Origin of the sequence: Achromobacter veterisilvae, from assembly GCF_037619525.1 — a bacterium.
GTDB classification, from domain to species: Bacteria; Pseudomonadota; Gammaproteobacteria; order Burkholderiales; family Burkholderiaceae_B; genus Achromobacter; species Achromobacter veterisilvae.
Map to the genome: position 1 here is coordinate 2,141,715 of NZ_CP148753.1, position 26,342 is coordinate 2,168,056.

Annotated in this window: 24 protein-coding genes; 12 read left to right on the top strand and 12 right to left on the bottom strand. The window is 68.3% G+C overall.

What is annotated here, in order from left to right:
* Window positions 1-194: 194 nt before the first annotated feature.
* From WHX56_RS09900 to WHX56_RS09915, 4 genes are all read left to right on the top strand, one after another.
* Window positions 195-1,115, top strand: coding sequence for a DMT family transporter (locus WHX56_RS09900; protein WP_338881108.1), 921 nt, complete (start codon window positions 195-197; stop codon window positions 1,113-1,115).
* Between the two features lie 107 nt (window positions 1,116-1,222).
* Window positions 1,223-2,896, top strand: a complete 1,674-nt coding sequence (gene ettA, locus WHX56_RS09905) for an energy-dependent translational throttle protein EttA (protein WP_129239106.1) — start codon at window positions 1,223-1,225, stop codon at window positions 2,894-2,896.
* Window positions 2,897-3,612: 716 nt separating this feature from the next.
* Window positions 3,613-4,146: an isochorismatase family protein gene (locus WHX56_RS09910; protein WP_338881109.1), complete on the top strand. Its 534-nt coding sequence runs from the start codon at window positions 3,613-3,615 to the stop codon at window positions 4,144-4,146.
* Window positions 4,147-4,337: 191 nt separating this feature from the next.
* Window positions 4,338-4,562, top strand: a complete 225-nt coding sequence (locus tag WHX56_RS09915) for a glycine zipper 2TM domain-containing protein (protein ID WP_129239104.1) — start codon at window positions 4,338-4,340, stop codon at window positions 4,560-4,562.
* Window positions 4,563-4,636: 74 nt separating this feature from the next.
* Here WHX56_RS09915 and minE read toward each other — a convergent pair whose 3' ends face one another.
* From minE to WHX56_RS09935, 4 genes are all read right to left on the bottom strand, one after another.
* The gene (minE, locus tag WHX56_RS09920; RefSeq protein WP_129239103.1) at window positions 4,637-4,894 is read right to left on the bottom strand and encodes a cell division topological specificity factor MinE; all 258 of its coding nucleotides are present in this window, start codon (window positions 4,892-4,894) and stop codon (window positions 4,637-4,639) included.
* A 3-nt stretch (window positions 4,895-4,897) separates the two neighbouring features.
* Entirely contained in the window at window positions 4,898-5,713 is an 816-nt protein-coding gene (gene minD / locus WHX56_RS09925; protein ID WP_129239102.1) for a septum site-determining protein MinD, read from the bottom strand.
* Window positions 5,714-5,851: 138 nt separating this feature from the next.
* Window positions 5,852-6,718, bottom strand: coding sequence for a septum site-determining protein MinC (gene minC, locus WHX56_RS09930; RefSeq protein ID WP_129239101.1), 867 nt, complete (start codon window positions 6,716-6,718; stop codon window positions 5,852-5,854).
* A 147-nt stretch (window positions 6,719-6,865) separates the two neighbouring features.
* A complete protein-coding gene (locus tag WHX56_RS09935) occupies window positions 6,866-8,632 on the bottom strand; it encodes a glutamine--tRNA ligase/YqeY domain fusion protein (protein ID WP_338881110.1) in 1,767 nt (588 codons plus the stop codon).
* A 136-nt stretch (window positions 8,633-8,768) separates the two neighbouring features.
* Between WHX56_RS09935 and WHX56_RS09940 the strand changes: the two genes are divergently transcribed.
* Both WHX56_RS09940 and WHX56_RS09945 read left to right on the top strand, forming a co-directional pair.
* A complete protein-coding gene (locus WHX56_RS09940; RefSeq protein ID WP_338881111.1) occupies window positions 8,769-10,112 on the top strand; it encodes a cytochrome ubiquinol oxidase subunit I in 1,344 nt (447 codons plus the stop codon).
* Window positions 10,109-11,161 carry a cytochrome d ubiquinol oxidase subunit II gene (locus WHX56_RS09945; protein WP_129239098.1) on the top strand — a complete coding sequence of 351 codons (1,053 nt, stop codon included), beginning with the start codon at window positions 10,109-10,111 and terminating at the stop codon, window positions 11,159-11,161. The genes WHX56_RS09940 and WHX56_RS09945 overlap by 4 nt, the downstream gene beginning before the upstream one ends.
* A gap of 224 nt (window positions 11,162-11,385) precedes the next feature.
* Here the strand turns inward: WHX56_RS09945 and recQ are convergent, their stop codons facing one another.
* Window positions 11,386-13,215, bottom strand: coding sequence for a DNA helicase RecQ (recQ, locus tag WHX56_RS09950; protein ID WP_129239097.1), 1,830 nt, complete (start codon window positions 13,213-13,215; stop codon window positions 11,386-11,388).
* 93 nt (window positions 13,216-13,308) lie between these two features.
* Window positions 13,309-14,625 carry a fimbrial protein gene (locus WHX56_RS09955; protein WP_338881112.1) on the bottom strand — a complete coding sequence of 439 codons (1,317 nt, stop codon included), beginning with the start codon at window positions 14,623-14,625 and terminating at the stop codon, window positions 13,309-13,311.
* Between the two features lie 199 nt (window positions 14,626-14,824).
* Between WHX56_RS09955 and WHX56_RS09960 the strand changes: the two genes are divergently transcribed.
* From WHX56_RS09960 to WHX56_RS09980, 5 genes are all read left to right on the top strand, one after another.
* On the top strand, window positions 14,825-15,526 hold the full coding sequence (locus tag WHX56_RS09960) for a response regulator (protein ID WP_129239287.1): 702 nt from the start codon (window positions 14,825-14,827) through the stop codon (window positions 15,524-15,526).
* Entirely contained in the window at window positions 15,526-17,082 is a 1,557-nt protein-coding gene (locus WHX56_RS09965; protein ID WP_338881113.1) for a HAMP domain-containing sensor histidine kinase, read from the top strand. The genes WHX56_RS09960 and WHX56_RS09965 overlap by 1 nt, the downstream gene beginning before the upstream one ends.
* Before the next feature lie 73 nt (window positions 17,083-17,155).
* Window positions 17,156-18,229: a Holliday junction branch migration DNA helicase RuvB gene (ruvB, locus tag WHX56_RS09970; protein WP_129239094.1), complete on the top strand. Its 1,074-nt coding sequence runs from the start codon at window positions 17,156-17,158 to the stop codon at window positions 18,227-18,229.
* Between the two features lie 79 nt (window positions 18,230-18,308).
* The gene (locus tag WHX56_RS09975; RefSeq protein WP_129239093.1) at window positions 18,309-19,274 is read left to right on the top strand and encodes a threo-3-hydroxy-L-aspartate ammonia-lyase; all 966 of its coding nucleotides are present in this window, start codon (window positions 18,309-18,311) and stop codon (window positions 19,272-19,274) included.
* 103 nt (window positions 19,275-19,377) lie between these two features.
* Window positions 19,378-20,286, top strand: coding sequence for a complex I NDUFA9 subunit family protein (locus WHX56_RS09980; RefSeq protein WP_338881114.1), 909 nt, complete (start codon window positions 19,378-19,380; stop codon window positions 20,284-20,286).
* Here the strand turns inward: WHX56_RS09980 and ruvA are convergent, their stop codons facing one another.
* The 6 genes from ruvA to WHX56_RS10010 form a co-directional block, all read right to left on the bottom strand.
* Complete coding sequence (ruvA, locus tag WHX56_RS09985) at window positions 20,287-20,859, bottom strand: Holliday junction branch migration protein RuvA (protein ID WP_129239091.1); 573 nt, start codon at window positions 20,857-20,859, stop codon at window positions 20,287-20,289.
* A 100-nt stretch (window positions 20,860-20,959) separates the two neighbouring features.
* Window positions 20,960-21,508: a crossover junction endodeoxyribonuclease RuvC gene (gene ruvC / locus WHX56_RS09990; RefSeq protein WP_287751898.1), complete on the bottom strand. Its 549-nt coding sequence runs from the start codon at window positions 21,506-21,508 to the stop codon at window positions 20,960-20,962.
* On the bottom strand, window positions 21,508-23,097 hold the full coding sequence (purH, locus tag WHX56_RS09995; RefSeq protein ID WP_129239089.1) for a bifunctional phosphoribosylaminoimidazolecarboxamide formyltransferase/IMP cyclohydrolase: 1,590 nt from the start codon (window positions 23,095-23,097) through the stop codon (window positions 21,508-21,510). The genes ruvC and purH overlap by 1 nt, the downstream gene beginning before the upstream one ends.
* A gap of 102 nt (window positions 23,098-23,199) precedes the next feature.
* Window positions 23,200-23,439, bottom strand: coding sequence for a helix-turn-helix domain-containing protein (locus WHX56_RS10000; RefSeq protein ID WP_006217670.1), 240 nt, complete (start codon window positions 23,437-23,439; stop codon window positions 23,200-23,202).
* A gap of 36 nt (window positions 23,440-23,475) precedes the next feature.
* Entirely contained in the window at window positions 23,476-24,501 is a 1,026-nt protein-coding gene (dusB, locus tag WHX56_RS10005) for a tRNA dihydrouridine synthase DusB (protein WP_338881757.1), read from the bottom strand.
* A 116-nt stretch (window positions 24,502-24,617) separates the two neighbouring features.
* A complete protein-coding gene (locus WHX56_RS10010) occupies window positions 24,618-25,787 on the bottom strand; it encodes a UbiH/UbiF/VisC/COQ6 family ubiquinone biosynthesis hydroxylase (protein ID WP_338881115.1) in 1,170 nt (389 codons plus the stop codon).
* Window positions 25,788-25,867: 80 nt separating this feature from the next.
* Here WHX56_RS10010 and WHX56_RS10015 point away from each other — a divergent pair, with 80 nt between their 5' ends.
* On the top strand, window positions 25,868-26,338 hold the full coding sequence (locus tag WHX56_RS10015) for a hypothetical protein (protein WP_287751893.1): 471 nt from the start codon (window positions 25,868-25,870) through the stop codon (window positions 26,336-26,338).
* The last annotated feature ends 4 nt before the right edge of the window (window positions 26,339-26,342 follow it).

Sequence of the window (26,342 nt, forward strand, 5' to 3'; positions counted from 1 at the left end):
ATGAAGCCGCGACGGCACGGCAATACGAAAGTCAGGCGTATTGTCGCTCTATCGGCCCTGCCTTGCATCCGACGCTTGGGAGGTATCCAGATGGCGTACTGCGGGGCGGACAGCTAGGTCATGCCGCCTATGCTGTATACATCGTATCAGACTGTCCTACACTTCCGGCTCCGTTCCGTTTCGCCCCTCCCGCCATGCCGCCCGCCCACGCTACGCGCCCGCCCGCCCGCTATCTGCTGTTTCCGCTGCTGGCGGCCCTCATCTGGTCGGTCAACATGATCGTCACCAAGATGGCCGCCGGGGTGATCGCGCCCGCCGCCATCGGGTTCTACCGCTGGGCGATGGCCGGCGCGCTGCTGACTCCCTTCGCGCTCCCGGGCGTCTGGGCGCAGCGCCGCCAGATTCTGCCCAACCTGCCCAGGCTGGCGGTGCTGGGCGGACTGGGCATGGCGCTGTACCAGGGGCTGGCCTACGTGGCGGCGGCCAGCACCACGGCGACCAATATGGGCATCATCACGGCGATGATTCCGTTGATGACCATCGGCATCGTGGCCGTGCTGCTGCGCGAGCGGCCCTCGGTCATGGCGATGCTGGGAGGCCTGCTGTCCCTGGCGGGCCTGGCGCTGCTGATCGGCGAGGGTGATCCCGCCCGCCTGCTGTCGGTGGGCGCCAACCATGGCGACGTGCTGATGGGCATCGGCGCGCTGGCCTACGCGCTGTACGGCGTGCTGCTGCGCCGCTGGGCCTTGCCCGTGGGGCCGTGGCAGTCGCTGTACGTGCAGGTGGGCTTCGGCGTGCTGTTCCAGTTGCCGGCCTTCCTGATGGCGCCGGCTTCGCCGCTCAATGGCGACAACCTGCCGCTGGTGCTGTACGCGGCGGTGTTCCCGTCCCTGTTCGCGCCCTTCCTGTGGATGCAGGGCGTGAAGCACCTGGGGCCGAACCGCGCCAGCATCTTCCTGAACGTCATGCCGGTCGCCACGGTGGCGATCGCGGCGGCGTTCCTGGGCGAAAAGCCCCACCTGTTCCACATCGCCGGCGGGGCGATGGCGCTGGCCGGCGTCATGCTGGCGCAGATGCGGGCCGGCCGCCCGGCGGCGCGGCCCAAGGCCGTCTGAAAGACCCCTTCCTGGGCGGCGGGCCGGCCATTTCGCCGCTGACGCACGCCGGTCAGGGTTCCGGCCTACAATCAGCGGTTTCTCAGCTATATCTCCTATACGAGCCCATGGCCCAATACGTCTACACCATGAACCGCGTCGGCAAGATCGTGCCGCCCAAGCGGCAGATCCTGCGCGACATCTCGCTTTCGTTTTTTCCTGGCGCCAAGATCGGCGTGCTGGGCCTGAACGGCTCGGGCAAGTCGACGCTGCTGAAGATCATGGCTGGCGTCGATAAAGAGATCGAAGGCGAAGCCATCCCCATGCCGGGCCTGAACATCGGCTATCTGCCGCAGGAACCGCAACTGAATCCCGAGCACACGGTGCGCCAGTCGGTCGAAGAGGGCCTGGGCGCCGTCGTCACCGCCAAGAAGCGCCTGGACGAGGTCTACGCCGCCTACGCCGAGCCGGACGCCGACTTCGACGCGCTGGCCGCCGAGCAGGCCGAACTTGAGGCCATCATCGCCGCCGCCGCGTCCAGCGGCGCCGACGACATCGAGCACCAGATGGAAATTGCCGCCGACGCGCTGCGCCTGCCGCCCTGGGACGCCATCGTGGGCAAGCTGTCCGGCGGCGAAAAGCGCCGCGTGGCGCTGTGCCGCCTGCTGCTGTCCAAGCCCGACATGCTGCTGCTGGACGAACCCACCAACCACCTGGACGCCGAAAGCGTGGAATGGCTGGAACAGTTCCTGCACAAGTTCCCCGGCACCGTGGTGGGCGTGACCCACGACCGCTACTTCCTGGACAACGCGGCCGAATGGATCCTCGAACTGGACCGCGGCTACGGCATCCCCTGGAAGGGCAACTACAGCTCGTGGCTGGAGCAGAAAGAAGACCGCCTGAAGCAGGAGGAATCCTCGGAATCCGCCCGCCAGAAGACCATCAAGAAGGAACTGGAGTGGGTGCGCCAGAACCCGAAGGGCCGCCAGGCCAAGGCCAAGGCGCGCCTGGCCCGCTTCGAGGAACTGTCTTCCTACGAATACCAGAAGCGCAACGAAACCCAGGAAATCTTCATCCCGGTGGGCGAGCGCCTGGGCAACGAAGTCATCGAATTCAATAACGTCAGCAAGGCCTACGGCGACCGCCTGCTGATCGACAACCTCAGCTTCAAGGTGCCGCCGGGCGCCATCGTCGGCATCATCGGCGCCAACGGCGCCGGTAAGTCCACCCTGTTCCGCATGATCGCGGGCCGCGAGCAGCCGGATTCAGGCGAGGTCAAGATCGGCCAGACCGTGAAGCTGGCCTACGTGGACCAGTCGCGCGACGCGCTGGAAGACAAGAAGACCGTGTTCGACGCGGTGGCCGACGGCGCCGACATCCTGACGGTGGGCAAGTTCGAGATGTCGTCGCGCGCCTACCTGGGCCGCTTCAACTTCAAGGGCGGCGACCAGAACAAGGTCGTGGGCCAGTTGTCGGGCGGCGAACGCGGCCGCCTGCACATGGCCAAGACGCTGATCGCCGGCGGCAACGTGCTGCTGCTGGACGAACCGTCCAACGACCTGGACGTCGAAACGCTGCGCGCCCTGGAAGACGCGCTGCTGGAGTTCCCCGGCAGCGTCATGGTGATCAGCCACGACCGCTGGTTCCTGGACCGCATCGCCACGCACATCCTGGCCTTCGAAGGCGATTCGCAGGTGGTGTTCTTCGACGGCAACTACCAAGAGTACGAAGCCGACAAGAAGCGCCGCCTGGGCGAAGAGGGCGCCAAGCCCAAGCGCCTGCGCTACAAGGCTTTGAAGTAAAGGGGCTGGTTTTTTTGTTGGGTGTCTGACACCCGCGCAAGACGGTCTCGGGCTTGCCGCGGCGTGTCAGGGGTGTCAGACACCTGGCCGGGAAGTAACGGAGGCGCGACTCAGGTGTCTGACACCCGTACGAGACGGCCTTCAGCTCGCAGCAGTATTCCTGGGGTGTCAGACACCAAGCATCGCTGGCTTTTTTGTTGGGTGTCTGACACCCGCGTAAGACAGTCTCGGGCTTGCCGCGGCGTGTCAGGGGTGTCAGACACCTGGCCGGGAAGTAACGGAGGCGCGCTCAGGTGTCTGACACCCGTACGAGACGGCCTTCAGCTCGCAGCAGTATTCCTGGGGTGTCAGACACCGGCCAGAACGAGGTTATCGCTTCCTCTGTGTCTGACACCCGTACGAAACGTTCATACGGGTTCAGGCGGCTCTTGCCGGGTGTCAGACACCAAGCATCGCTGCCTTTTTTGTTGGGTGTCTGACACCCGCGTAAGACAGTCTCGGGCTTGCCGCGGCGTGTGAGGGGTGTCAGACACCTGACCGGGAAGTAACGGAGGCGCGCTCAGGTGTCTGACACCCGTACGAGACGTTCATACGGGTTCAGGCGGGCCTTGCCGGGTGTCAGACACCTTGCCGCGGGCGTTCCTTGTCCGGGGCCGCAAACGGAAGGCGCGGCGGAACGGGGTTATCCTAAAGCATCCCTTCCAGGAGCCCCCGCGATGCTGCTTTCCGCTTCCGATTCCACTTTGCTGATCGTCGATATGCAGGGCCGGCTGATGCCGGTCATCCATGACGGCGACGCCGTGCTCGACGCGGCTCACAAGCTTGCGCAGGCCGCGCGCCTGCTCGACGTGCCGGTGGCGGCCACCGAGCATCACGGCAAGATGCTGGGCCCCACCGTAGAACCGCTGCGCGCGCAGGTGCAGGCCACTTTCCAGAAAATGCATTTTTCATCGGCGCTCGAACCGGGCTTCGAGGCCTGGCTGCCGGCGGCGCGCAAGACCGTCCTGGTGGCCGGCTGCGAAGCGCACATCTGCGTGCTCCAGACCGTGATCGGCCTGATCGACCTGGGCTATCGCGCGGTGCTGGTCGCCGATGCCGCGGGCTCCCGCAAGCCTTCCGACCACCACGCGGCGCTGCGCCGTGCGCGCGCGCATGGCGCCGATATCGTCACGTCCGAGATGGCGATCTTCGAATGGATGCGGACCTGCGAACACCCGCGTTTCCGCGAGGTGTTACGTCTGGTCAAATAGCGCCCGGCGGTTGCAACACTGTCCCGGGGAGGTGCAAAGATTCTCTCGCCCTTTGACACAATTCATGGGCAAACCTAACAGCCAGGGCAGGGATATTTTGCGATCCTGAAGGTTCCAAGCCCGCACGGGGATCCGCGTGCTCGCGTGCAGTTCATCGGCGCGGTCCCGGGCATGAGAATAGGAACCAAACTATGAAAATCGCATCTCTCTCCAAAATCTGTGTCGCGCTGGCGATGACCGCCGCCATGGCTGGCTGCTCCTCCTGGGACGGCATGAGCCACCGCCAGAAGAGCGCCGTCGGCGGCGCCGCGCTGGGCGGCGTCGCGGGCGCCGTGATCACCAACGGCGGCATTCTCGGTACGGTGGGCGGAGCGGCGATCGGCGGCGTCGTCGGCGACCAGGTCGGCAAGCACTGAGCATCCTCGTGCCCCCATGCAAAACGCCCGGCATCGCCGGGCGTTTTGCATGGTGCGCCGGGCGCCCAGGCGCATCAGTTTTCGCTTTGCGGCATTTCGATCTTCACTTCCAACACTTCCAGCGTGTCCTGGCGTTCCAGGTGCACCTTGATGTCTTCGGGGTTGATCTTCACGTATTTCGAGATGACGGCGATCAACTCCTGCTGCAATTGCGGCAGGTAGTCGGGCGAGTCGTCGCGGCCCCGCTCGTGGGCCAGGATGATCTGCAACCGTTCCTTGGCGACGGAGGCGGAAGTCTTCTTTTGACCGAGCAGAAACGACAGGAAGGACATTGCTTACTTGCCTCCGAACAGGCGTTTCAGGAAACCGGGCTTTTCATAATCGGTAAAGCGCAGGGCCTTGTCTTCGCCAAGGTAACGGGCCACGACGTCCTTGTAGGCCTCGGAAACGTCGGTGTCTTTCAGGTGGATGGCCGGCAGGCCTTGGTTCGACGCCTGCAGCACGGCTTCGGATTCGGGGATGACGCCGATCAGCTTGATGCGCAGGATGTCTTCGATGTCGCCCAGCGACAGCATTTCGCCGTCGACGACGCGCTTGGGGCTGTAGCGCGTGAGCAGCAGGTATTCCTTGACGGGTTCGTCGCCCTCGACCGCGCGCTTGGACTTGGCGGCCAGGATGCCCAGGATGCGGTCGGAGTCGCGCACCGACGAGACTTCCGGGTTGGTCACGACCAGCGCGTCGTCGGCGAAGTAGGCGGCCATCAGCGCGCCCGTCTCGATGCCGGCGGGGGAGTCGCAGATGATGTATTCGAAGCCCATGCCCTTAAGGTCGTTGATGACCTTTTCCACGCCTTCCTGCGTCAGCGCGTCTTTGTCGCGCGTTTGCGAGGCCGGCAGGATGAACAGGTTTTCGAGCTGCTTGTCCTTGATGAGCGCCTGGTTGAGCGTGGCTTCGCCCTGGATCACATTGACGAAGTCGTACACGACGCGCCGCTCGCAGCCCATGATCAGGTCGAGGTTGCGCAGGCCGACGTCGAAGTCGATGACCGCGGTTTTGTGGCCCCGCATCGCGAGTCCCGCAGAAAAACTGGCGCTGGTCGTGGTTTTGCCCACGCCGCCTTTGCCGGAAGTCACCACAACAATGCGTGTCATGACGATCAAACCCTTATGTTCGAATAAATCGCGTTATCGTAAAGCAAAAAGCCTTTGTAAGGCTTCTTACAGGATGTGTTGAAATTTGCGCGGACGTCTTGCCGGGTGCGGCCTGGGGGCGGGGGGCTGAAAAGCTTTTCAGGGCTTGAGCGCTTCGATGCGCAGCGTATCGCCATCCAGCCGGACCAGCGCGGGCTGGTTGTGCAGCGTGCGGTCCAGTTTGTCTTCGACAACGCGGTAGACGCCGGCCACGGCCAGCAGTTCGGCGTCCAGGTGCGTCGTGAAGATGCGGGCCGAGGTGTCGCCGCGCGCGCCGGCCATCGCCTTGCCGCGCAAGGGGCCGTAGACGTGGACGTTGCCGTCGGCGATGACTTCGGCGCCCTGGCTCACCATGCCGATCACCACCAGGTCCGTATGCCTCGCGTAGACGCGCTGGCCGGACCGCAGGGGCTTGGTGATGACCAGCGCCGAAGACGAGTGCGGGGCCGCGGGCGTGGGGCTGGGGGCCGAGGTGGCGCCGCTGGCCTCGCGCGCGGGCAGGGGATCGGCATCGGCCTTGCCGGCGGCGGGTTCCGTTTCGGCGGCGGCTTCGGTGGGCGCGGCCGCGGTTTCGACCGCCGCGGCCGGCACGGAAGGCACCGGCGTGGCGACGTCGTTGGGCAGCGCCGTATCGACCACGGGAGCGGGCCGGGCCGCGGGCGTGGACAGTTCCACCGGCGTCAGGCCGGCCGCGCGGGCGGCCTCCAGGTTGGCGCCTTCGGCCACGACGCCGATGGGGGGCAGGTTATGGCCCCGCAGCGCCGCCACCAGGGCGGTCCAATCGATCTTTTCCTCGACGCGGCTGGCGTCGATGACCACGGGTTCGTTCTCGAAGAAGCTGCCGGCGTCGGCCATGCGCTTGGCGAGCGCGGCCTCCAGGTGTTCAGGGTCGGCGCTGTGCAGAACCACCCGGATCGCATACAGGGTGGCGCTTTTGAAGTCCAGGGCTAGGGATTCAGTGTTCATCTTGGTTGTGGCTGGCGGTCCGGACGCCCGAAACAGGGGCGCGCAACCGGCTGCGGGATGTCGGGCATGATAACCCGCCCCGGGACGGCCCAGCGATGAAAAAGGCGCCAAAAGGCGCCTTTTCCCCAGCAATGCCGACGCGGCGCGTCAGCCTTGGGCCCAGGAGTCCCGCAAGGTCACGATGCGGTTCAGCACCGGCGCCTCGGGCGTGGAGTCCTTCAGGTCGGCCGTGAAGTAGCCCAGGCGCTCGAACTGCCAGGTGGCGCCCGGCGAGGCCACGGTGCCCGGTTCCAGCCAGGCCGTGACGGTCTGCTTGGAATTCGGGTTCAGGCAGGTCAGGAAGTCCTTGTCGCCGGCGTCGGGGCGGGCGTCGGCGAACAGGCGGTCGTACAGATGGATCTGGGCGGGAATCGCATGGGCCGCGCTGACCCAGGTGATGTTGCCCTTGACCTTGACGCTGTCGGCGCCCGGCGTGCCGCTCTTGGTGTCCGGCAGGTATTCGGCATGGACTTCGACGACGTCGCCGGCCTCGTTCTTGACGAAGCCGGTGCAGCGCACGACGTAGCCGTACTTCAGGCGCACGGTGTTGCCCGGGAACAGGCGGAAGTACTTCTTGGGCGCTTCTTCGCGGAAGTCGTCGCGTTCGATCCAGAGTTCGCGCGACAGCGGGAACTCGCGCACGCCGGCTTCCGGGTCGTGCGGGTTGCGCGGGGCGGTGCAGATCTCGGTCTGGCCTTCCGGGTAGTTGGTGATGACCAGCTTGACCGGGTCCAGCACGGCCACGGAGCGGGCGGCGATGGGATCCAGGTCGTCGCGCACGGCCTGCTCCAGCAGGCTGTAGTCGATGCGGGAGTCGGACTTGGACACCGCCGTGCGTTCGCAGAACAGGCGGATCGACGCCGGCGTGTAGCCGCGGCGGCGCAGGCCGAAGAGCGTGGGCATGCGGGGGTCGTCCCAGCCGTCCACGTGGCCTTCGCGCACCAGTTGCAGCAGCTTGCGCTTGCTGGTGACGACGTAGCTCAGGTTCAGGCGCGCGAATTCGTACTGGTGCGGCAGCGGCTGGGCCAGCCTGCCCAGTTCGGCCAGGCGCGCCAGGATCCAGTCGTAGAACGGGCGCTGGTCTTCGAATTCCAGCGTGCAGACGCTGTGCGTGATGCCTTCCAGGGCGTCTTCGACCGGGTGAGCCCAGCTATACATCGGGTAGATGCACCATTGGTCGCCCGTGCGGTGGTGGGTGGCGTGGCGCACGCGGTACATGACCGGGTCGCGCAGGTTGATGTTGGGCGAAGCCATGTTGATCTTCGCGCGCAGCACCAGGCTGCCGTCGGGATGCTTGCCGTCGCGCATTTCGCGCAGCAGCGCGAGCGATTCCGCGGCGGGGCGGTCGCGCCACGGCGAATTGACGCCGGGTTCGGTCAGTGTGCCGCGGTTGGCGCGGATCTCGTCGGCGCTCTGTTCGTCCACATAGGCGTGGCCGGCCTCGATCAGCGCCTCGGCGAACTCGTACATGTAGCCGAAGTAGTCGCTGGCGAAGTACAGGTTGTCGTTGCCGTCGGCCTTCCAGTCGAAGCCCAGCCAGTGCACGGCCTCGATGATGGCGTCGACGTACTCCTGGTCTTCCTTTTCGGGGTTGGTGTCGTCGAAGCGCAGGTGGCAGACGCCGCCGAAATCGCGCGCCAGCCCGAAGTTCACGCAGATGCTCTTGGCATGGCCGATGTGCAGGTAGCCATTGGGCTCCGGCGGAAAGCGCGTGCGGATGCGGGCCGGATCCAGTCCGCCCTGTTGTTGCAAGGCCGCCGGGCCAGGCTTGCCCGCCCAACGCTTGCCTGCGAAGCGCTGGGCTTCGAGGTCGTCTTGGACGATGTTCAGCAGGAAATTCGATGCAGCAGGGGTCGGCGTCGTGGCGGAGGTCATTCTTGAAAGAATAGGAAAAAGCAGCGACAAAGCGTCAATTTTGCCACGTTCCGCAGGCAGCCTCTTTTCGGGGGGGGTGCAACCGGTTTCAAACTGGCCCCACAGTCTTGTAACTGGCTCTACACTACGGGCCATTATGGACATATCCACGCTATCCCTGGCCCGCGCGCAGTTCGTGGCCAGCCTGAGCTTCCTGGCGCTGTTCCTGGCCGTCTCCCTGGCTCTCGCCTGGGTGCTGCTGTTCTTCAAGATACGGGCCCGCTGGTCCGGCCATGGCGGGTGGACGGCCGCCTACCGCTTCTGGGTGCGGATATTCGCGCTGGCCTTCGTGCTGACCCTGGCGGCCAGCGTGCCGGTGCTGATCCAGATCGGCAGCCTGTGGGCGGGGCTGATGGACAAGATCGGCAATGTGGCCGGCCCCTTGCTGGGCTACGGCATCCTGTCGGTGTTCATCCTGAAGTCCTGCTTCCTCGGCGTCATGCTGTTCGGCCAGCGGCGCGTTTCCGACGGCGCCCATACGCTGGCGGTGCTGATGGTGGCGGTGGGGCAACTGGTGGCGGTGTTCTGGGTGCTGGCCCTGCAATCCTGGATGCAGACGCCGGACGGCGCCCTGCTGGTCGACGGCCGCTACCAGGTCTACGACTGGACGGCCGTGGTGCTGAATCCGTCGGTGGGCTGGCGCATGGCCACGGTGGCGGTGGGCGCCGCGCTGGCCGCCTCCTTCCTGATGATGGGCGTGACCGCGTTGCAGGCGTTGCGGCGGCCGCTGGGCGACGGCGAACGCAGCGCGTTCAGGACGGCCCTGGTGGTCGCGGTGGTGGCCGCGCTCATGCAATTGCCGGTCGCCACCGGCGCCGGGCAGATGGTCGCGAAGCTGCAGCCGGCCAAGGCGGCCGCGGCGGCCGGTTTCTGGGAAAGCGGCGCCGAGCCGAGCCTGGTGCTGTTCGGCTGGCCGGACGCCCGCAACCATACGAACGTGGCCGACCTGACCCTGCGCAATATGGGCGGGATGTGGCTGCATCGCAACCCGGACGGCACTTACCAGGGCCTGGACAAGTATTCGGGCATGCTGCCGCCGGTCGCGCTGACCTTCTGGTCGCTGCGCGTGGCGGCCGCGCTGGGCCTGCTGATGCTGGCCGTGGCCTGCGTGACCTTCCTGTGGACCTTCCGGCGCGGGCTGGATCCGTCGACGCTGCCGCGCTGGTGGCAGCGGGTCATGTGCGGCATGATGTTCTCGGGCGGCATCGCGGTCGTGGCCGGATGGTGGGTGTCCATCATCGGCCTGCAGCCGTTCGCGGTGAACGGCACCATCACGCAATCCGAGGTCCTGGGCTCGGTGTCTTCCAGCACCGTCCTCTATGGCCTGGCCGGCTACGGGGTGCTGTACGCCCTGTTGCTGGCCGCGTTCGCCGGCATGCTGTTCCACGCGGCGCGCTACGGCGTCGTGCCCGTGCGCAAACTGGGCGGGGGGACGCCATGATCGCCATGCTGGCCGCCTCCCAGGGGCTGAACCCCGAAGATCCCTCGTTCTGGATGCCGCTGGCCTTCATGGCGCTGCTGTTCGTGGTGATCGCCGCGGGCATGGTGCTGGACGGCTTCGACCTGGGCGTGGGCATCCTGCTGCAACTGGCGCCGGAGCACGAGCGCGGCCGCATGATGAGCCTTTTGAGCCCATGGCGGGACGCCAACGAGTTCTGGCTGCTGCTGGGCATGGGGCTGTTCGCCGCGGCGTTCCCGTTCGCGTGGGGCGCGGTGCTGGGCAAGCTCTACGGGCCGCTCACTTGCATGGTGCTGGGCGCGGTGCTGCGCAGCGTCGCGTTCGAATTCCGCATCCGCGCGCGCAACGAAATGAAGCCGCGCTGGATCTTCGCGTTCTGGGCGGGGTCCCTGATCACCGCGTTCGGCCAGGGCATGATGCTGGGCCGGATCGCGACCGGCTACCAGTCCGACGCCGGCTACGGCTGGTTCGCCATGTTCGTGGGCCTGTGCGCGGTGGCGGCCTACGTCCTGCTGGGCGCGTCCTGGCTGGTCATGCGGGTGGACGGCGACCTGCAGCGGCGCGCCGCCAACTGGGCCCGCCACGCGATCCGCTGGACGGCGGTGGGCATGGTCGCGATCGCGGTGACGCTGGGGCTGGCCAATGCCGGCATCTTCTACAAGTGGAGCAACATCGCCCACCTGAGCCTGGCCGCCACGGTCTGGGTGCTGATGCTGGCCGGCTTCGTGGCCGCCGAAATGCTGCTGGCCCGGCTGCCGGGCCGGGCCGAGCGCTTCAGTTGGCTGCCCTTCGTGCTGTGCGTGGCCCTGTTCCTGCTGATGCTCAGCGGCCTGGCCTACAGCCTCTTCCCCTACCTGATCCTGGACGACATGACGCTGTGGGACGGCGCGGGCGCGCTGGGGTCGATGCGCCTCGTGTTGGCGGGCGCCGTCGTGGGGATCCCGGTGGTGCTGGTGTTCAACATCCTGGCCTACCGCTCGGTATTCGGCAAGGAGCGCGCGCCGGTGCCGCTGCTGCCGCCGCCGGGCTGAGCGGTGGGGTTGGGTGGCGGGGCTGGGTGGCGGGGCTGGGTGTAGGATGGGTGGAGCGCGGCAGTTCCTAGGTAAGAAGCTAGGTGCTGAACGCGCGCAACCCATGCGGCCATGGGCCGACAGTGCCCGGCATCGGCCCCAAAAAACAGTCTGCCCACGGCCGCATGGGTTGCGCGCGCTGGATACCTGAGTTCTTGCTTAAGAACTCTCGCGCTCCACCCATCCTACAGAACCGGTCTGGCGACGCGCTGTAGGATTTCCTCGCCGTAGGCTTCCAGCTTGCGGGCGCCCACGCCGCTGATGTGGCTCAGCGCATCCATGGACTCCGGCTGGGCCAGCGCGATCTCGCGCAGCGTGGCGTCGTGGAAGATGACGTAGGCCGGCACGCCGTGGCTCTTGGCGACTTCGCCGCGCCAGGCGCGCAGCGCTTCGAAGACGGGTTGCAGTTCGGCCGGCAGGTCGATGGCGGCCGCCTTGGGGCGTCCGCTGCCGGTCTTGCCCGAGCGCGTCTTTTTTTCCGATTCCCGGCGCAGCATCAGTTGCCGCTCGCCCTTGAGCACGGCCCGGCTACCCTCGGTCAGGGCCAGGGTGCCGAAGCCTTCGTTGTCCACCGTCAGCAGGCCCTGCGCCAGCAACTGGCGCAGCACGCCGCGCCAGGCGGTGTCGCTGAGGTCTTCGCCCACGCCGAATACGCTGAGCGTTTCGTGGCCGTGCTGCTTGGTGCGTTCGGTGACCTTGCCGCGCAGGATGTCGATGATGTGGCCCGCGCCGTAGCGCTGGCCGCGTTCCTTCCACAGGCGGTAGACGGCGGACAGCACCTTCTGCGCCGCGACCGTCCCGTCCCAGGCCTGCGGGGGATCCAGGCAGACGTCGCAGTTGCCGCAGGCCGTGATCTGCTGGCCGAAGTAGGCCAGCAGGCGCACGCGCCGGCATTCCACCGTTTCGCACAGCCCCAGCATGGCGTCGAGCTGCTGGCCGAGCCGCCTGCGGTAGGACTCCTCGCCGGGTGATTCGTCGATCATGCGGCGCTGCTGCACCACGTCCTGCAAGCCATAGGCCAGCCAGGCGGTGGCGGGCAGGCCGTCGCGGCCGGCGCGGCCGGTCTCCTGGTAATAGCCTTCCACGGACTTGGGCAGGTCGATGTGGGCCACGAAGCGGACGTCGGGCTTGTCGATGCCCATGCCGAACGCAATGGTGGCCACCATGACCACGCCGTCCTCGCGCAGGAAGCGCGCCTGGTTGGCGGCGCGCACCTGGGGGCTGAGCCCGGCATGGTACGGCATGGCGTCGATGCCCTGGTTGCACAGGAATTCCGCGGTTTCTTCCACGCGGGCCCGCGACAGGCCGTAGACCACGCCGGATTCGCCTTCGTGTTCGGTGCGGATCATTTCCAGCAACTGCTTGCGCACCTCGTTCTTTTCGATGATGCGGTAGCGGATGTTGGGGCGGTCGAAGCTGGAAACGAAGTGGCGGGCGTCGTCCAGCGACAGGCGCTGGGCGATTTCGCGGCGGGTGTCCGCGGTGGCGGTCGCCGTGAGCGCGATGCGCGGCACGTCGGGCCAGCGCTCGTGCAGCATCGACAGGCCCAGGTATTCCGGCCGGAAGTCATGGCCCCACTGGGATACGCAGTGGGCTTCGTCGATGGCGAACAGCGCGATGCGGCCGCGTTCCAGCAATTGCAGGCAGCGGTCGGTCAGCAGGCGTTCGGGGGCCACGTAGAGCAGGTCCAGTTCGCCGGCCAGGAAGGCCTGTTCGACGTCGCGGGCCACCCGCCACTCCTGCGTGGAATTCAGGAAGGCCGCCCGCACGCCCAGTTCGGTCAGGGCGTCGACCTGGTCCTGCATCAGCGCGATCAGGGGCGACACGACGATGCCGGTGCCTTCGCGAACCAGCGACGGGATCTGGTAACAGAGCGACTTGCCGCCGCCGGTGGGCATGAGGACCAGCGCGTCGCCGCCGTCGATCACCTGTTCGACAATGGCTTGCTGGTCGCCGCGGAAGGATTCGTAACCGAAGACGCGCTGCAACACGCCGAGGGCGCGCGCGTCAGACATGGGGGTAGGCCGGAAGCATCATGGCAGGGATTTTAAGCCCCAATTCCGGCGGCCCTCTTCCGAAGGGAGATTTCCGTCCTTGCGGCGGCCGGACTACCAGCTCAGCCAGGTGCCCCGCATGAAGGTGTCGACCGGCATGCTGAGGTTGGCGCGCCACTCGTAATCGCCCGACAGGATGTCGCGGTCGGCGCCGACCGCCAGCTTCACCTTGGGCGCCACGAACATGCTGTGGGACAGCCCCACGCGCTGTTCGGCCAGGGCGGAGCCTTCCCGCAGCCCGGAGTAGGTGCCGCTGAGGGTGCCCCAGCCCGTGATGGGAACGCCCGCCGACAGCGTGTTGCGGGTTTGTGCCGCCGAGGCCGCGCCGCCGGAGTACATGGACAGGTCGCCGAAGCCCGCGCCGGTCTGCTCGGCGGTGTAGCCCAGGTTGAGGGTGTCGGCCACGTCCACGCTGTAGCCGAAGCGGTAGCGCCAGGCGTTGACGGTGTCGAACGAGCTTTGCGTGGCTCCCGCCTGGAACGTGCCGTATTCGCCGGCGGCATAGGTGGTGCCCATGCCGCGCGTGGTGAGCGAGGGCGCGCTCTGCATCTGGCCTTCCAGGGTCAGGGCGGGCGTGAGGCCGTAGCGCACGCTGCCGCTGCCTACCGACGCCCCGTAGTCGACGGCGCCCGAACTGGCGGCGGGATCCATGTTGTTGAGGCGGCCCAGCGATGAGGAATAGCCGAAGCTGCCTTCGGGAACCGTGGCGCCGGAGCCGGCCCAGTTCGAGATCTGCAGGCCGCCCACCGGGGCGCCGCTGCCCCAGGCCGGCGCGTTGGCGGTGACGTTGCCCACCGCGATGGAGGGGCCCGACGCGTTGCCGTAGACCCAGTTGCGGCTGCCGCCGTAGCGCAGGCCGTCCTGGCTGCCGGCGGAGGCGAACCAGGGACGCGACGGACGCGATACGCCGGAAATCACGACGACCGGCACGCGCGGCACGTCGCCGTCCTCCAGGGCGAAAGAGTAATCGGGCGCGGGGGCCTCGGGGGCGGCGAGCGCCCCGCAGTCCGCCGGCAGCGGCTGGACATCGCCCGACAGCGCCGCCCCGGTGCCGGGTATCCCCAGGTCCAGGCCGTCGCTCTCGCCCGTGCCGTGCACCGTGGTGTCCAGGGCGGGTTCCATTGTTTGCAGGTCGCAGGGGGACGGATCGAGCGGCACCGCGCGCGATTCCAGGGACGGGGCGGGATGCACGGGGAGCGGCTGGACCGGCGCCAAGGCGCCGATACCGCGCGCCCAGCCGGTCGGGGCGCCCGGCGGCGGCAAGCGCGCGTCGGCCGGGCCGCCGAGCGCGGGCGCCAGCGGCAAGACGGCGCCGGCCGCCAGCGCGGCGCGCGACAGCCATTTCCGCCGGATGATTGCAGGGGCGATCATAGGAACAGTGTAGAGAGGGGGCGCCGCGAATGCTGTAAACGTTCTTTAGCGGGCAGCGGCTGGCCGGCGCCTATTTTATCGCCGCGGCCGCGCTTTCACGAAAAGCGCGGGTAACGGCGCCCAACATCGTGCAACAGGTATATTTCAGTTGATTTCCTGCCTCTTGCGGCGGGACGCGGCGCACCGCACTATGGCATCCATGGACAATCCCCACACCAAGCTGTTGGTCGTCGACGACGATCCAGCCCTGCGGCAGTTGCTTGCCGACTACCTGAACCGGCACGGCTACGACACGCTGCTGGCGCCGGACGCCACCGACCTGTCTGCCCGCATCACCCGCTACGCCCCCGATCTGCTGGTGCTCGACCGCATGCTGCCCGGCGGCGACGGCGCGGACGCCTGTCGCCGCCTGCGCGAGCAAGGCGAGGACATCCCCGTCATCCTGCTGACCGCCCGCGACGAAGCGGTGGACCGCATCATCGGCCTGGAAGCGGGCGCCGACGACTACGTCGGAAAGCCTTTCGATCCGCGCGAGCTGCTGGCCCGCATCGAGGCCGTGCTGCGCCGCAAGCGGGGCCCGTCCGCCCTGACCAAGGATGCGCCGGTTTCGTTCGGCCCCTTCGTGTTCGACCCTTCCACGCGCCAGTTGTCGCGCGACGGCACCGTGGTCAAGCTCACCGGAGGCGAGATCAACCTGCTGGAGGCGCTGGTGCGCAACGCCGGCAAGCCGCTGTCGCGCGAACGCCTGCTGGCCCTGGCGCGCGACGACGACGCCGGCGAGCGCAACGACCGGGCCATCGACATCGCCATCCTGCGCCTGCGGCGCGTCATCGAAGACGATCCCAAGCAGCCGCGCTGGATCCAGACGGTCTGGGGCATCGGCTACCGGTTTTCGCCCTGATGCGCTTCTCTCCCGGTTTTCTGGTGCCTCGGTCGCTGCGGGCGCGGCTGATCCTGCTGATCCTGGGGGCGGTCCTGCTGACGCAGGCGGCCACCCTGGTGACGGTGTCCTACTTCCGCCACAAGTTCATGGAAGACGTGGCCATCGGCTACATCGTCACCACGATCCGCACGCTGCGCGCCGCCGTGTCCCAGGTGCCGGCCGAGGACCGCGCCGATTTCGTGCGCACCGCCTCGCAGAACCAGTGGCGCCTGTGGTCGCGGGTGCTGCCGGCCGAAGCCAGGCTGCAGCGCTTCAACGGCCGCCGTCCGCCCCCGCCGCCCAAGGCCGCCCCGCGGCCTCCGCCCGCGGCGGCGGACTCGCAACTGCATGGGCCGCCGGCTTCGCCGCCGCCCGAAGAGCGCGACGACGACCGCGCCGACGAGCGGCACGAGGCCGACCGCGAGCGCGAGCGCGAGCACGAAGAGCGCATGCGGCGCTACCAGCCCGAACCGGACGACATCCGCCGCGACCTCCGCGTGCTGGTGCAGCAGCTCAACGAACGCCTGAACGATGGCACCCGTGTCGCGCTGTCGCGCGGCCCCACGCCGGAAATCTTCATTTCGCTGGCCCCCAACTCGGCCAGCGAGGACGTGCCGCGCCTGCGCGAATGGCTGGTCATTCCGCTGGACCGCCTGGATCCGCCGGTGGCCACGCCCTTCATCGCCGCCTGGCTGGGCGGGCTGGGCCTGCTGCTGTTGCTGGCCGTGGGCTTCTCGTGGCACATCACGCGCCCGATCACCCGGCTGGCCGACGCCGCCGACCGCCTGGCCGCCGGGCAGCCGCAGCGCGTCGAACCGTCGGGCCCGCATGAAACCCGGGTGCTGGGCGAGCGCTTCAACGCCATGCTGGACGCGCTGTCCGAGTCCGATTCGGTGCGCCGGACCCTGCTGTCCGGCCTGCCGCACGACCTGAAAGGGCCGCTGTCGCGGATGTGGCTGCGCATTGAACTGGCCGACGACTCCAAGCTGAAAGAGGGCCTGCGAGCTGACCTGCAGGACATGCAGCACATGGTCGACCAGTTCATCGGCTTCGTGCGCGGGACCGACCCGGCCGCCTACCGCTACGCCTCCATGGCCCTGGGCGACTGGCTGACCGAGCGCGTGGGCGCCTGGCAGGGCGCGGGCACCGACATCCGCCTGCGGACCGCCGACGAGGACGCCGCGCTGATGGTGCAGGCGGACGCCGTGGCGCTGGGACGGCTGCTGGACAACCTGATCGGCAACGCCCTGAACCACGGCGCGCCGCCGGTCGACGTCGCGTTGTGCGGGGAAGGGCGCTACGCGGTCCTGGACGTGGCCGACCACGGCCCCGGCATCGTGCCGGAGCGCCGCCAGGAGGCCCTGCGCCCGTTCAGCCGGCTTGACGACGCGCGCACGCGCACCGGCAGCGTCGGCCTGGGCCTGGCCCTGGCCGAGGCCATCGCGCGCGCGCACGGCGGGTCGCTGGAACTGCGCGAAGCCGAATCCGGCGGCCTGGGCGTGCGGGTCAAGCTGCCTTTGTCGGAAGCCGCATAGGGCCGGGCCGTCCCAGGGCGGCCCGTCCTTACGGTACGATGCATCCTGCTTCGTCCTTTGCCGTTCCCGCACCATGGCCATCCAGTCCGATTCGCTTTCCTCCCGCCCCGACGCCCCCCGTATCGTGGCGCCGCAGCCGGTGTCTCCCAACGAGGAGTCGATCGAACGCGCCCTGCGGCCCAAGGCGCTGGACGAATACGTGGGGCAGCAGCGCGCCCGCGAACAGCTCGAGATTTTCATCGCCGCCGCCAGGAAGCGCGGCGAGGCGCTGGACCACGTGCTGCTGTTCGGCCCGCCGGGCCTGGGCAAGACCACGCTGGCCCACATCATCGCGCGCGAAATGGGCGTGCAGTTGCGCCAGACCTCCGGCCCGGTGCTGGAACGTCCCGGCGACCTGGCCGCGCTGCTGACCAACCTCGAAAAGAACGACGTCCTGTTCATCGACGAAATCCACCGCCTGTCGCCCGTGGTCGAGGAAATCCTCTATCCGGCGCTGGAGGACTTCCAGATCGACATCCTGATCGGCGAAGGCCCCGCCGCGCGCAGCGTGAAGCTGGACCTGCAGCCCTTCACCCTGGTGGGCGCCACCACGCGGGCCGGCATGCTGACCAACCCGCTGCGCGACCGCTTCGGCATCGTGTCGCGGCTGGAGTTCTACAACGCCGCCGACCTGGGCCGCATCGTGACGCGCAGCGCGGGCCTGCTGAACGCCGGCATCACGCCCGACGGCGCGGCCGAAGTGGCGCGCCGCGCCCGCGGCACGCCGCGCATCGCCAACCGGCTGCTGCGCCGCGTGCGCGACTACGCCGAGGTCAAGGCCAGCGGCACCATCGACGCCGACGTCGCCGGCCGCGCGCTGGCCATGCTCGAGGTCGACCCCCAGGGGCTGGACCTGATGGACCGCAAGCTGCTCGAGGCCATCGTCCACAAGTTCGATGGGGGCCCCGTCGGCGTGGACAGCCTGGCGGCGGCCATCGGCGAAGAGCGCGACACGATCGAGGACGTCATCGAACCCTATCTGATCCAGCACGGCTACCTGCAGCGCACGCCGCGCGGCCGCACCGCCACGCTCACGACGTGGCGCCACCTGGGGCTGACCCCGCCCGCCGGCACCGCCAGCGGGTCCGGCGATCTCTTCGGCAAATAGGCCGCCGCCTGCCGGCGGCGCGGCGGGTTTATCATCCGGGAGTACCGTTACCCTTTCGCGATCCAAGGACCGAATTCCCATGCAGCCCGAATTGCCCACTTACGATGATGTCGCGCGCGCCAGCGAGCGCCTGGCCGGCAACGCGCACCGCACGCCCGTCTTGACCTCGGCCACCGCCGACGCGCTCAGCGGCGCCTCGCTGTTCTTCAAGTGCGAGAACTTCCAGCGCATGGGCGCCTTCAAGTTCCGCGGCGGGTACAACGCCATCGCGCGCCTGACGCCCGAACAGCGGGCCGCCGGCGTCGTGACGTTTTCCTCGGGCAACCACGCGCAGGCCATCGCCCTGGCGTCCCGGCTGCAAGGCGTGCAGGCCACCATCATCATGCCGCTGGACGCGCCCGCGGCCAAGCGCGCCGCCACCGAAGGCTATGGCGGCAAGATCGTCACCTACGACCGCTACACCGAGGACCGCGAGGCCATCGCGCGCCGCATCCAGGCGGAAACGGGCGCCACGCTGATCCCGCCCTACGACCACGAGGACGTGATCGCCGGCCAGGGCACCGCCGCCAAGGAGCTGTTCGAGGAAGTGGGCGAACTGGACTACCTGTTCGTCTGCCTGGGCGGCGGCGGGCTGCTGGCCGGTTCGGCCCTGTCCGCCTTCGCGCTGAGCCCGCGCTGCCTGGTCTACGGGGTCGAGCCCGAGGCCGGCAACGATGGCCAGCAGTCCCTGCGCAAAGGTGAAATCGTCCGAATTCCAGCCCCCAAGACCCTGGCCGACGGCGCCGCCACGACGCACCTCGGCAATCTGACCTTCCCGCTGATCCAGAAGTACGTCCGCGACATCGTCACGGTGACGGACGAGCAACTGGTCGCCACCATGAAGTTCTTCGCCGAACGCATGAAGATGGTGGTGGAGCCCACCGGTTGCCTGGCCGCGTCCGCCGTCATGCAGAACGTGGTGCCGGTGCGCGGCGCCCGGGTCGGGGTCATCATCAGCGGCGGCAACGTCGATCTTCCGGCCTACGCCAAGTTGCTGGCGGCCTGACGCGCCTGGCGGCGGCCCGCAAGCGGGCCGCCGATGCGCGCTTGCGGTTGTCGCCCGTGCAGGGCAGAATCGGGGCTGAATCCTGACGAACAGGGGCTGCGACATGCGTATCCTTGTCATCGGCGGCACCGGTTTCATCGGCCGTCACCTGGTAGCGCGGCTGTCCGCGGACCAGCATCAGATCATCGTGCCCACCCGTCTTTACGGCCGCGGGCGCGATCTGCAGATCCTTCCCACCACCACCCTGCTCGAATGCGACGTGCACGACGACGCCACGCTGGACGGCCTGGCGCAAGGCTGCGACGCGGTCGTGAACCTGGTGGGCATCCTGCACGGCAAGGCCGGCCGGCCCTACGGATCGGATTTCGCGCGGGCGCACGTCCTGCTGCCGCAGCGCATCGCGCAGGCGTGCCGCCGCCAGCGCGTGCCCCGCATGCTGCACGTCAGCGCGCTGGGCGCGGACTCCGGCGGCAACAGCATGTACCAGCGCTCCAAGGGCGACGGCGAAGCCGCCATCAAGAAGGAATTCGCGGATTGGCGCGAAGGCGGCTGGACGATCTTCCGCCCTTCCGTCGTCTTCGGCCCCGACGACCAGTTCACCAATATGTTCGCCCGGCTCGCCCGCTGGCTGCCCGTGCTGCCGCTGGCGGGCGAGCACGTGCGCATGCAGCCGGTGTACGTGGGCGACGTGGTGGCGGCCCTGGTGTCGGCGCTGGGCAACACGCACACCTGCGGCAAGACCTACGAACTGGGCGGCCCGCAGGTCTACACGCTGGGCGAGATCGCGCGCCTGTGCGCCGCCTGGAGCGGCCATCCGCGGCCGGTGATCGGCATGCCGATGGGCGTGGGCCGCATGCAGGCCATGCTGTTCGAATGCCTGCCGGGCAGGCCGCTGATGTCGCGCGACAACCTGGATTCCCTGCGCCGCGACAACGTCTGCACGGGGCCGATCGCTCCCGAACTGCACGTGGTGCCGACCGGCCTGGAGGCCGTCGCGCCCCGCTATCTGTAATCAGCGCACCAGGGCCTTCAGCGCCTGCTTGATGCCGTCGGACACGCCCACGCCTTCGGGCAGCGTCTTTAGGGCCGACAGCGATTCCTTTTCGGAGTAGCCGAGCGCCAGCAGCGCGTTCAGGATGTCGGACTGGTTGTCGGGCGTGGCGTGCGCGGTGGCGCCGATATCCGCGCCCAGCTTGCCGCGCATTTCCAGCAGCAGGCGTTCCGCGGTTTTCTTGCCGATGCCGGGCACGCGGGTCAGGCGGCCCGATTCCTGCAAGGTGATGGCCTGGGCCAGGTCCGCCACCGACAGCCCCGATAGCACCGACAGCGCGGTCCGCGCGCCGATGCCGCTGACCTTGATCAGTTCGCGGAAGGCGCTGCGTTCGGCCGCCGTGGCGAAGCCGTAGAGGATGTGGGCGTCCTCGCGCACCGTCAGGTGCGTGTAGAGCGTGACGCGCGCGCCGGTGTCCGGCAGGGAGTACAGCGTGCTCATGGGCACGTCGATGTCATAGCCCAGACCGCCCACGTCCACGCAGATCGTGGGCGGGAGTTTCTCGATCAGGGTTCCGGTGATGCGTCCGATCATGGTGATTGAAGGCCTGGCAATGGTGAGGCCGCCGAATGCGCGGCGAATGCGGGGATTCTATACGCGCGGGCGCGCGCGGGGGAAAAGCGGGGGAAAACGCTCAGCCGATCAGGCGGCCATTGCGGATGCGGGTCTTGCCGCCCATGCGCAGGGTGGCGCCCAGGCGCTCGAGCTTTTCCTGCATGGGCCCGGCGTGGGCGTGGCAGATCGCGCAGGCCAGCGCGTCGGCCGAGTCGGGCGAGGGCGCGCCGTCCAGCGCCAGCAGGTGCTGCACCATCATCTGCACCTGCTCCTTGGCGGCGCGGCCGGTGCCGACCACGGCTTTCTTGATCTGCAGCGCGGTGTACTCGTGCACGGCCAGCGAACTGTCGGCCAGGGCGCACAGCGCCGCGCCGCGCGCCTGGCCCAGGAGCAGCGTGGAGGCGGGATTGGTGTTCAGGAAGATGATTTCGAGCGCGGCCACGTCGGGCCGCGTGTCGCGCGCCACCTGGCGCAGGTTGTCCAGGATGACTTTCAGCCGTTCGGACAGGGTCAGCGCCGGCGGGACCACGATGGTCCCGCTGGAGACGTAGCGCAGCCGCGGCCCGTCGGCATCGATCACACCGAAGCCGGTGCGGCGCAGGCCGGGATCGATGCCGAGGACGCGCATCAGTGGCGGAAGTGGCGGGTGCCGGTCAGCACCATGGCGATGCCATGCTCGTCGGCCGCGGCGATGACTTCGTCGTCGCGCACGCTGCCGCCGGGCTGGATCACGCAGGTCGCGCCCGCCGCCACCACCACGTCCAGGCCGTCGCGGAACGGGAAGAAGGCGTCCGAGGCCACGGCCGAGCCCTTCAGGGTCAGGCCGGCGTTCTCCGCCTTGATGGAGGCGATGCGGGCCGAGTCGATGCGGCTCATCTGGCCGGCGCCCACGCCCAGGGTCATGCCGCCGCCCACGAACACGATGGCGTTGGACTTGACGTACTTGGCGACCTTCCAGGCGAAGGCCAGGTCGTTCATTTCCTGTTCGGTGGGCTGGCGCTTGCTGACCACCTTGAGCGCGTCGCGCGGCACGTTGTAGGCGTCCGGGCTCTGCACCAGCCAGCCGCCGCCCACGCGCTTGATGTCGAAGGCGTTCTGGCCCGTGCCCATGGGCACTTCCAGCACGCGCACGTTCTTCTTGGCGGCCAGGACGGCCAGCGCCGCGCCGTCGTAGGCGGGAGCCAGCAGCACTTCCAGGAACTGCGAACTCACGGCTTCGGCCGTGGCGGCGTCCACCGGGCGGTTGAAGGCGATGATGCCGCCGAAGGCGGAGGTCGGGTCGGTCTTGAAGGCCTGCTGGTAGGCCTCCAGGGTGCCGGCCGCGACGGCCACGCCGCAGGGGTTGGCGTGCTTGACGATGACGCAGGCGGGCGCTTCGAAGCTGCGCGCGCATTCCCAGGCGGCGTCGGCGTCCGCGATGTTGTTATAGGACAGTTCCTTGCCCTGCAACTGGCGGTAATTGCCCAGCAGGCCGGCCGGACGCTGCGCGTCGACGTAGAAGGCGGCGGTCTGGTGGGGGTTTTCGCCGTAGCGCAGCGCCTGTTCCTGCTTGACCTGAAGGGTAAGGGTGCCGGGCCATTCGCTGCGGGCCGGCACGGCTTCCTGCTTGGGCTCGGCTTCGGTCAGGCTGGTCAGGTAGGCGGCGATGGCGCCGTCGTAGGCGGCGGTGTGGGCGTAGACCTTGGCGGCCAGCGCCAGGCGCAGGCCGTAGGACGTGGCGCCGCCCTTGTCCATTTCCGACAGCACGCGCGAGTAGTCGACGGGGTCGATCACCACCGTCACGCCGCCGGCTTCGGTGCCGTGGTTCTTGGCCGCCGCGCGCAGCATGGCCGGCCCGCCGATGTCGATGTTCTCGACGGCGTCGGCGAAGGTGCAATCGGGCTTGGCCACCGTTTCGCGGAACGGATACAGGTTGACCACCAGCATGTCGATGCGATCGATGCCCGCCGCCTTGATGGTGTCCATGTGTTCGGCGCTGTCGCGGCGCGCCAGCAGGCCGCCGTGGATCTTCGGGTGCAGCGTCTTGACGCGGCCGTCGAGGATTTCGGGCGAACCGGTATGGGCGGCCACTTCGGTCACGGTCAGGCCGGAGTCGGCCAGCAGCTTGGCGGTGCCGCCGGTCGACAGCAGGCGCACGCCGCGCGCGGCCAGGGCGCGGGCAAATTCAACGATGCCGGTCTTGTCGGACACCGAAAGCAGGGCGGTTTCGATTTTCATGGTGAGGGACGGGAGTGGGGCGGGTACGCCTTCCTCGTTCTGGTCAGGATGGGAAATCAGGAGGGCGGACGGCGCGTCGCGGCGGCCGTCCGCGCGGGAAAGCTATACCTGGATATTGTGCGCCAGCAGCTTCTTGCGCAGGGTGTTGCGGGTGATGCCCAGCATTTCGGACGCGCGCGACTGGTTGCCGCCGGACCGCTCCAGCGCCACTTCGAGCACCGGGCGTTCCACGCAACGCATCACCATGTCCCACATGTCGTGGGGCTCGGATTCGCCCAAGTCTTCGAAATAGCGCTCCAGGCTGGCGCGCACGCATTCTTCCAGGACATCTTTCTTGCTCATTTGAGTACAGATATTTTTATGTTGGTGTTGAGGCGGTCATGCCGCCAGCAGGGCTTCTGCGACCGGCGCCGGATAAGGCCCGCCGTCGCGCGAGATGATGTCGAACCAGTCCGACACGGCCCGCCACTGGTCTCGGGTATTGTCGATCAGATTCATGCGGGCGCAGAACGAATCCGCGCCCGGCAGGCCGTCCAGGTACCAGCCGATGTGCTTGCGCGCCGTGCATACGCCGGTGTGCTCGCCGTAGAACCGGTAGTGGTCGTCGAGATGTTCGAGCAGCAGCTCGCGCATTTCCCCGTAAGAGGGAGGGGCCAGTGTTTCGCCCGTGCGCAGGTAGTGGTCGATTTCGCGGAAAATCCAGGGACGGCCTTGGGCCGCCCGGCCGATCATGACCGCGTCGGCGCCAGTGTAATCCAGGACGCGCCTGGCTTTTTCGGGAGAATCGATATCCCCGTTGGCAATCACGGGAATGTCCAGCTCCGCCTTGACGGCGCGGATAGTGTCATATTCCGCCTCTCCCGTATAGAGGTCGGCGCGGGTGCGGCCGTGCAGGGTCAGGGCGGAGATGCCGGCGTTTTCGGCCATTTTGGCCACCCGCAGGGCGTTGCGGCTTTCGCGGTCCCAGCCGGTCCGGGTCTTGAGGGTGACCGGCACGCCCAGGGGCGCGCAGGCGGACACCACGGCATCGAGGATGCGGGCGATCAGGTCTTCGTGGCGCAGCAGCGCCGACCCGGAGGCGACGTTGCAGACCTTCTTGACCGGGCAGCCCATATTGATGTCGATGATCCGGGCCCCTTTATTGGCGTTGAACACCGCGGCCTCCGCCATCATGGCGGGGTCGGCGCCGGCGATCTGCACCGAGATCGGGGCGATTTCGCCGTCGTGGTTCAGGCGGCGGGAGGTCTTGACGCTATCCCACAGCTTCGGGTTGCTGGCGGCCATTTCCGACACGGCATAGCCCGCCCCCAGCTTCTTGCAAAGCTGGCGGAAAGGACGGTCCGTCACGCCCGCCATGGGCGCGACAAGAACGTTGTTGGGAAGGGACCACTGGCCTATGCGCATGCTCACATTTTAACCGGCTCGATCGAACCCCCTTTTTCAGCCGGCAAACGCCGGGTAACGAAGAGAGGCGAAAGCAAACCGATCCCGCCCCTTTTCGGGGCCGGATCGAAGGGAAATCAGGCCCGGAAACCTTGCAGCAGGTGCTGCGCCAGCGGCGCGCGCAGCGGCGAGGCCAGGTCCAGCGCCAGCAGGGCCAGGCCGCAGGCATGCTCCACCGGCGCGAGGCCGGTCGAGAAGACCCGGGGCATCAGGTCGGTCAGGCCGGCGGTTATGGCGCGGTCGGCATACCGCGCCCGGGCGAATTCGGCCAGGGCGGGGGCGGGGTTGGCGCCCGGATGGTCCAGCCAGCCGCCCAGCGTCTGGGCCAGGCGGGCCGCGTCGCGCAGGCCCAGGTTCAGGCCCTGGCCGGCGACCGGATGCAGGGTCTGGGCGGCGTTGCCGATGGCCGCCACGCGGCCATGCACCTGCGCGCGGCGCGCGCTGAGCGCCAGCGGAAAGACGTGGCGGGGCGCCTGGCTGGACAGGCGGCCCAGGCGGTCGCCGAAGGCCGCGGACAGCGCCTGCGAAAAGGCCGCGTTGTCCAGCGCGGCCAGTTCGGCGGCGCGGCCGGGCGCGCTGCACCAGACCACCGAATAGGCGTCCGGCGTCTGCGGATGCGGCAGCAGGGCCAGCGGGCCTTCGGCCGTGAAGCGTTCCCAGGCCCAGCCGCGGCGGGGCAGGGAGGCATGGGCGGTGGTCAGCACGGCGTGCTGGCCGTAGTCGCGGCGCACGTCGGCCGCGCTCGCGCCGTCGGACTGCACGGCGACCCGGCACAGCAGCGTGTCCTCGCCTTGCTCGACGCGCACGCCGTCCGCATCCTGGCGGCCGATCCGGGCGGGCGGGCCCGGCAGGACGGTGACGCCGCAGGCGGCCACGCATTCGTCTAGCTTGGCGTGCAGGCCGGAATAGGCGACCACGCTGCCCAACTGGGGCACGCCGAAGTCGGTGTTTTGGATCAGGGTGCGGCCCAGCCGTCCGCGTTGCGACACATGGATATTGCGGATGTCGGCCGAGCGTTCGGGCCAGGCGTGCAGCGATTCCAGCAGCACGCGGCTGCCATGGTTCATGGCCAGCACCCGGGGGTCGGCGGCGGGCACGGCCGCCGACGGCGCGGCCGGAGCGGGCGCGCTGCCCGCGAGCAGGGCGATGCGGGCCGGGTCCGGCGCCACGCGCGCCAACATCAGGGCCAGCACGCGGCCCACCGGGCCCGCGCCGAGAATCGCAATGTCGAAGGCGGATGAGGTCATCCGCGGATTTTAACCGTCCACTACAATCGCTGGCAGCCGGCGCGTCTTGGCGCCATGGTTTCCTTTTACGGTTGATTGACATGACGCAGGCCCAGGCCCAGGCTTCTTCCCCATTGTCCGCCGCATCCGCCCGCCGCCCGCGCGGCAAGGTCGCCGTGGGGCTGCTGGCCTGCCTGCTCGGCACGGTGGGGGCGCACTGGTGGTACCTGGGCCGGCGCCATGCCTGGCTGGTGACCGCGCTGGCCCTGGCCAGCGGCTTCTGCGCCTACAGCTTCTATCCGGTCTGGTACGACAACCCCGCCTTCTTCCTGCTGTTCATTCCCATGATCGACGGGTTCATCGAAAGCGCGGTGTTCTCGCTGATGCCGGACGAAAAATTCGACCGCCTCTACAACGCCGGCCTGGGCCGGCCCACGAAGACGGGCTGGGGGCCGGTGCTGGTCGCCATCCTGGCCTGCCTGGTCGGCGCGACCGTCTCCATGTTCGCCATCGCCATGGTGGTGGTCTACACCTGGGTGGCCATGGGCTGGCTGGACGGCTACGTCTTCTAGGCTA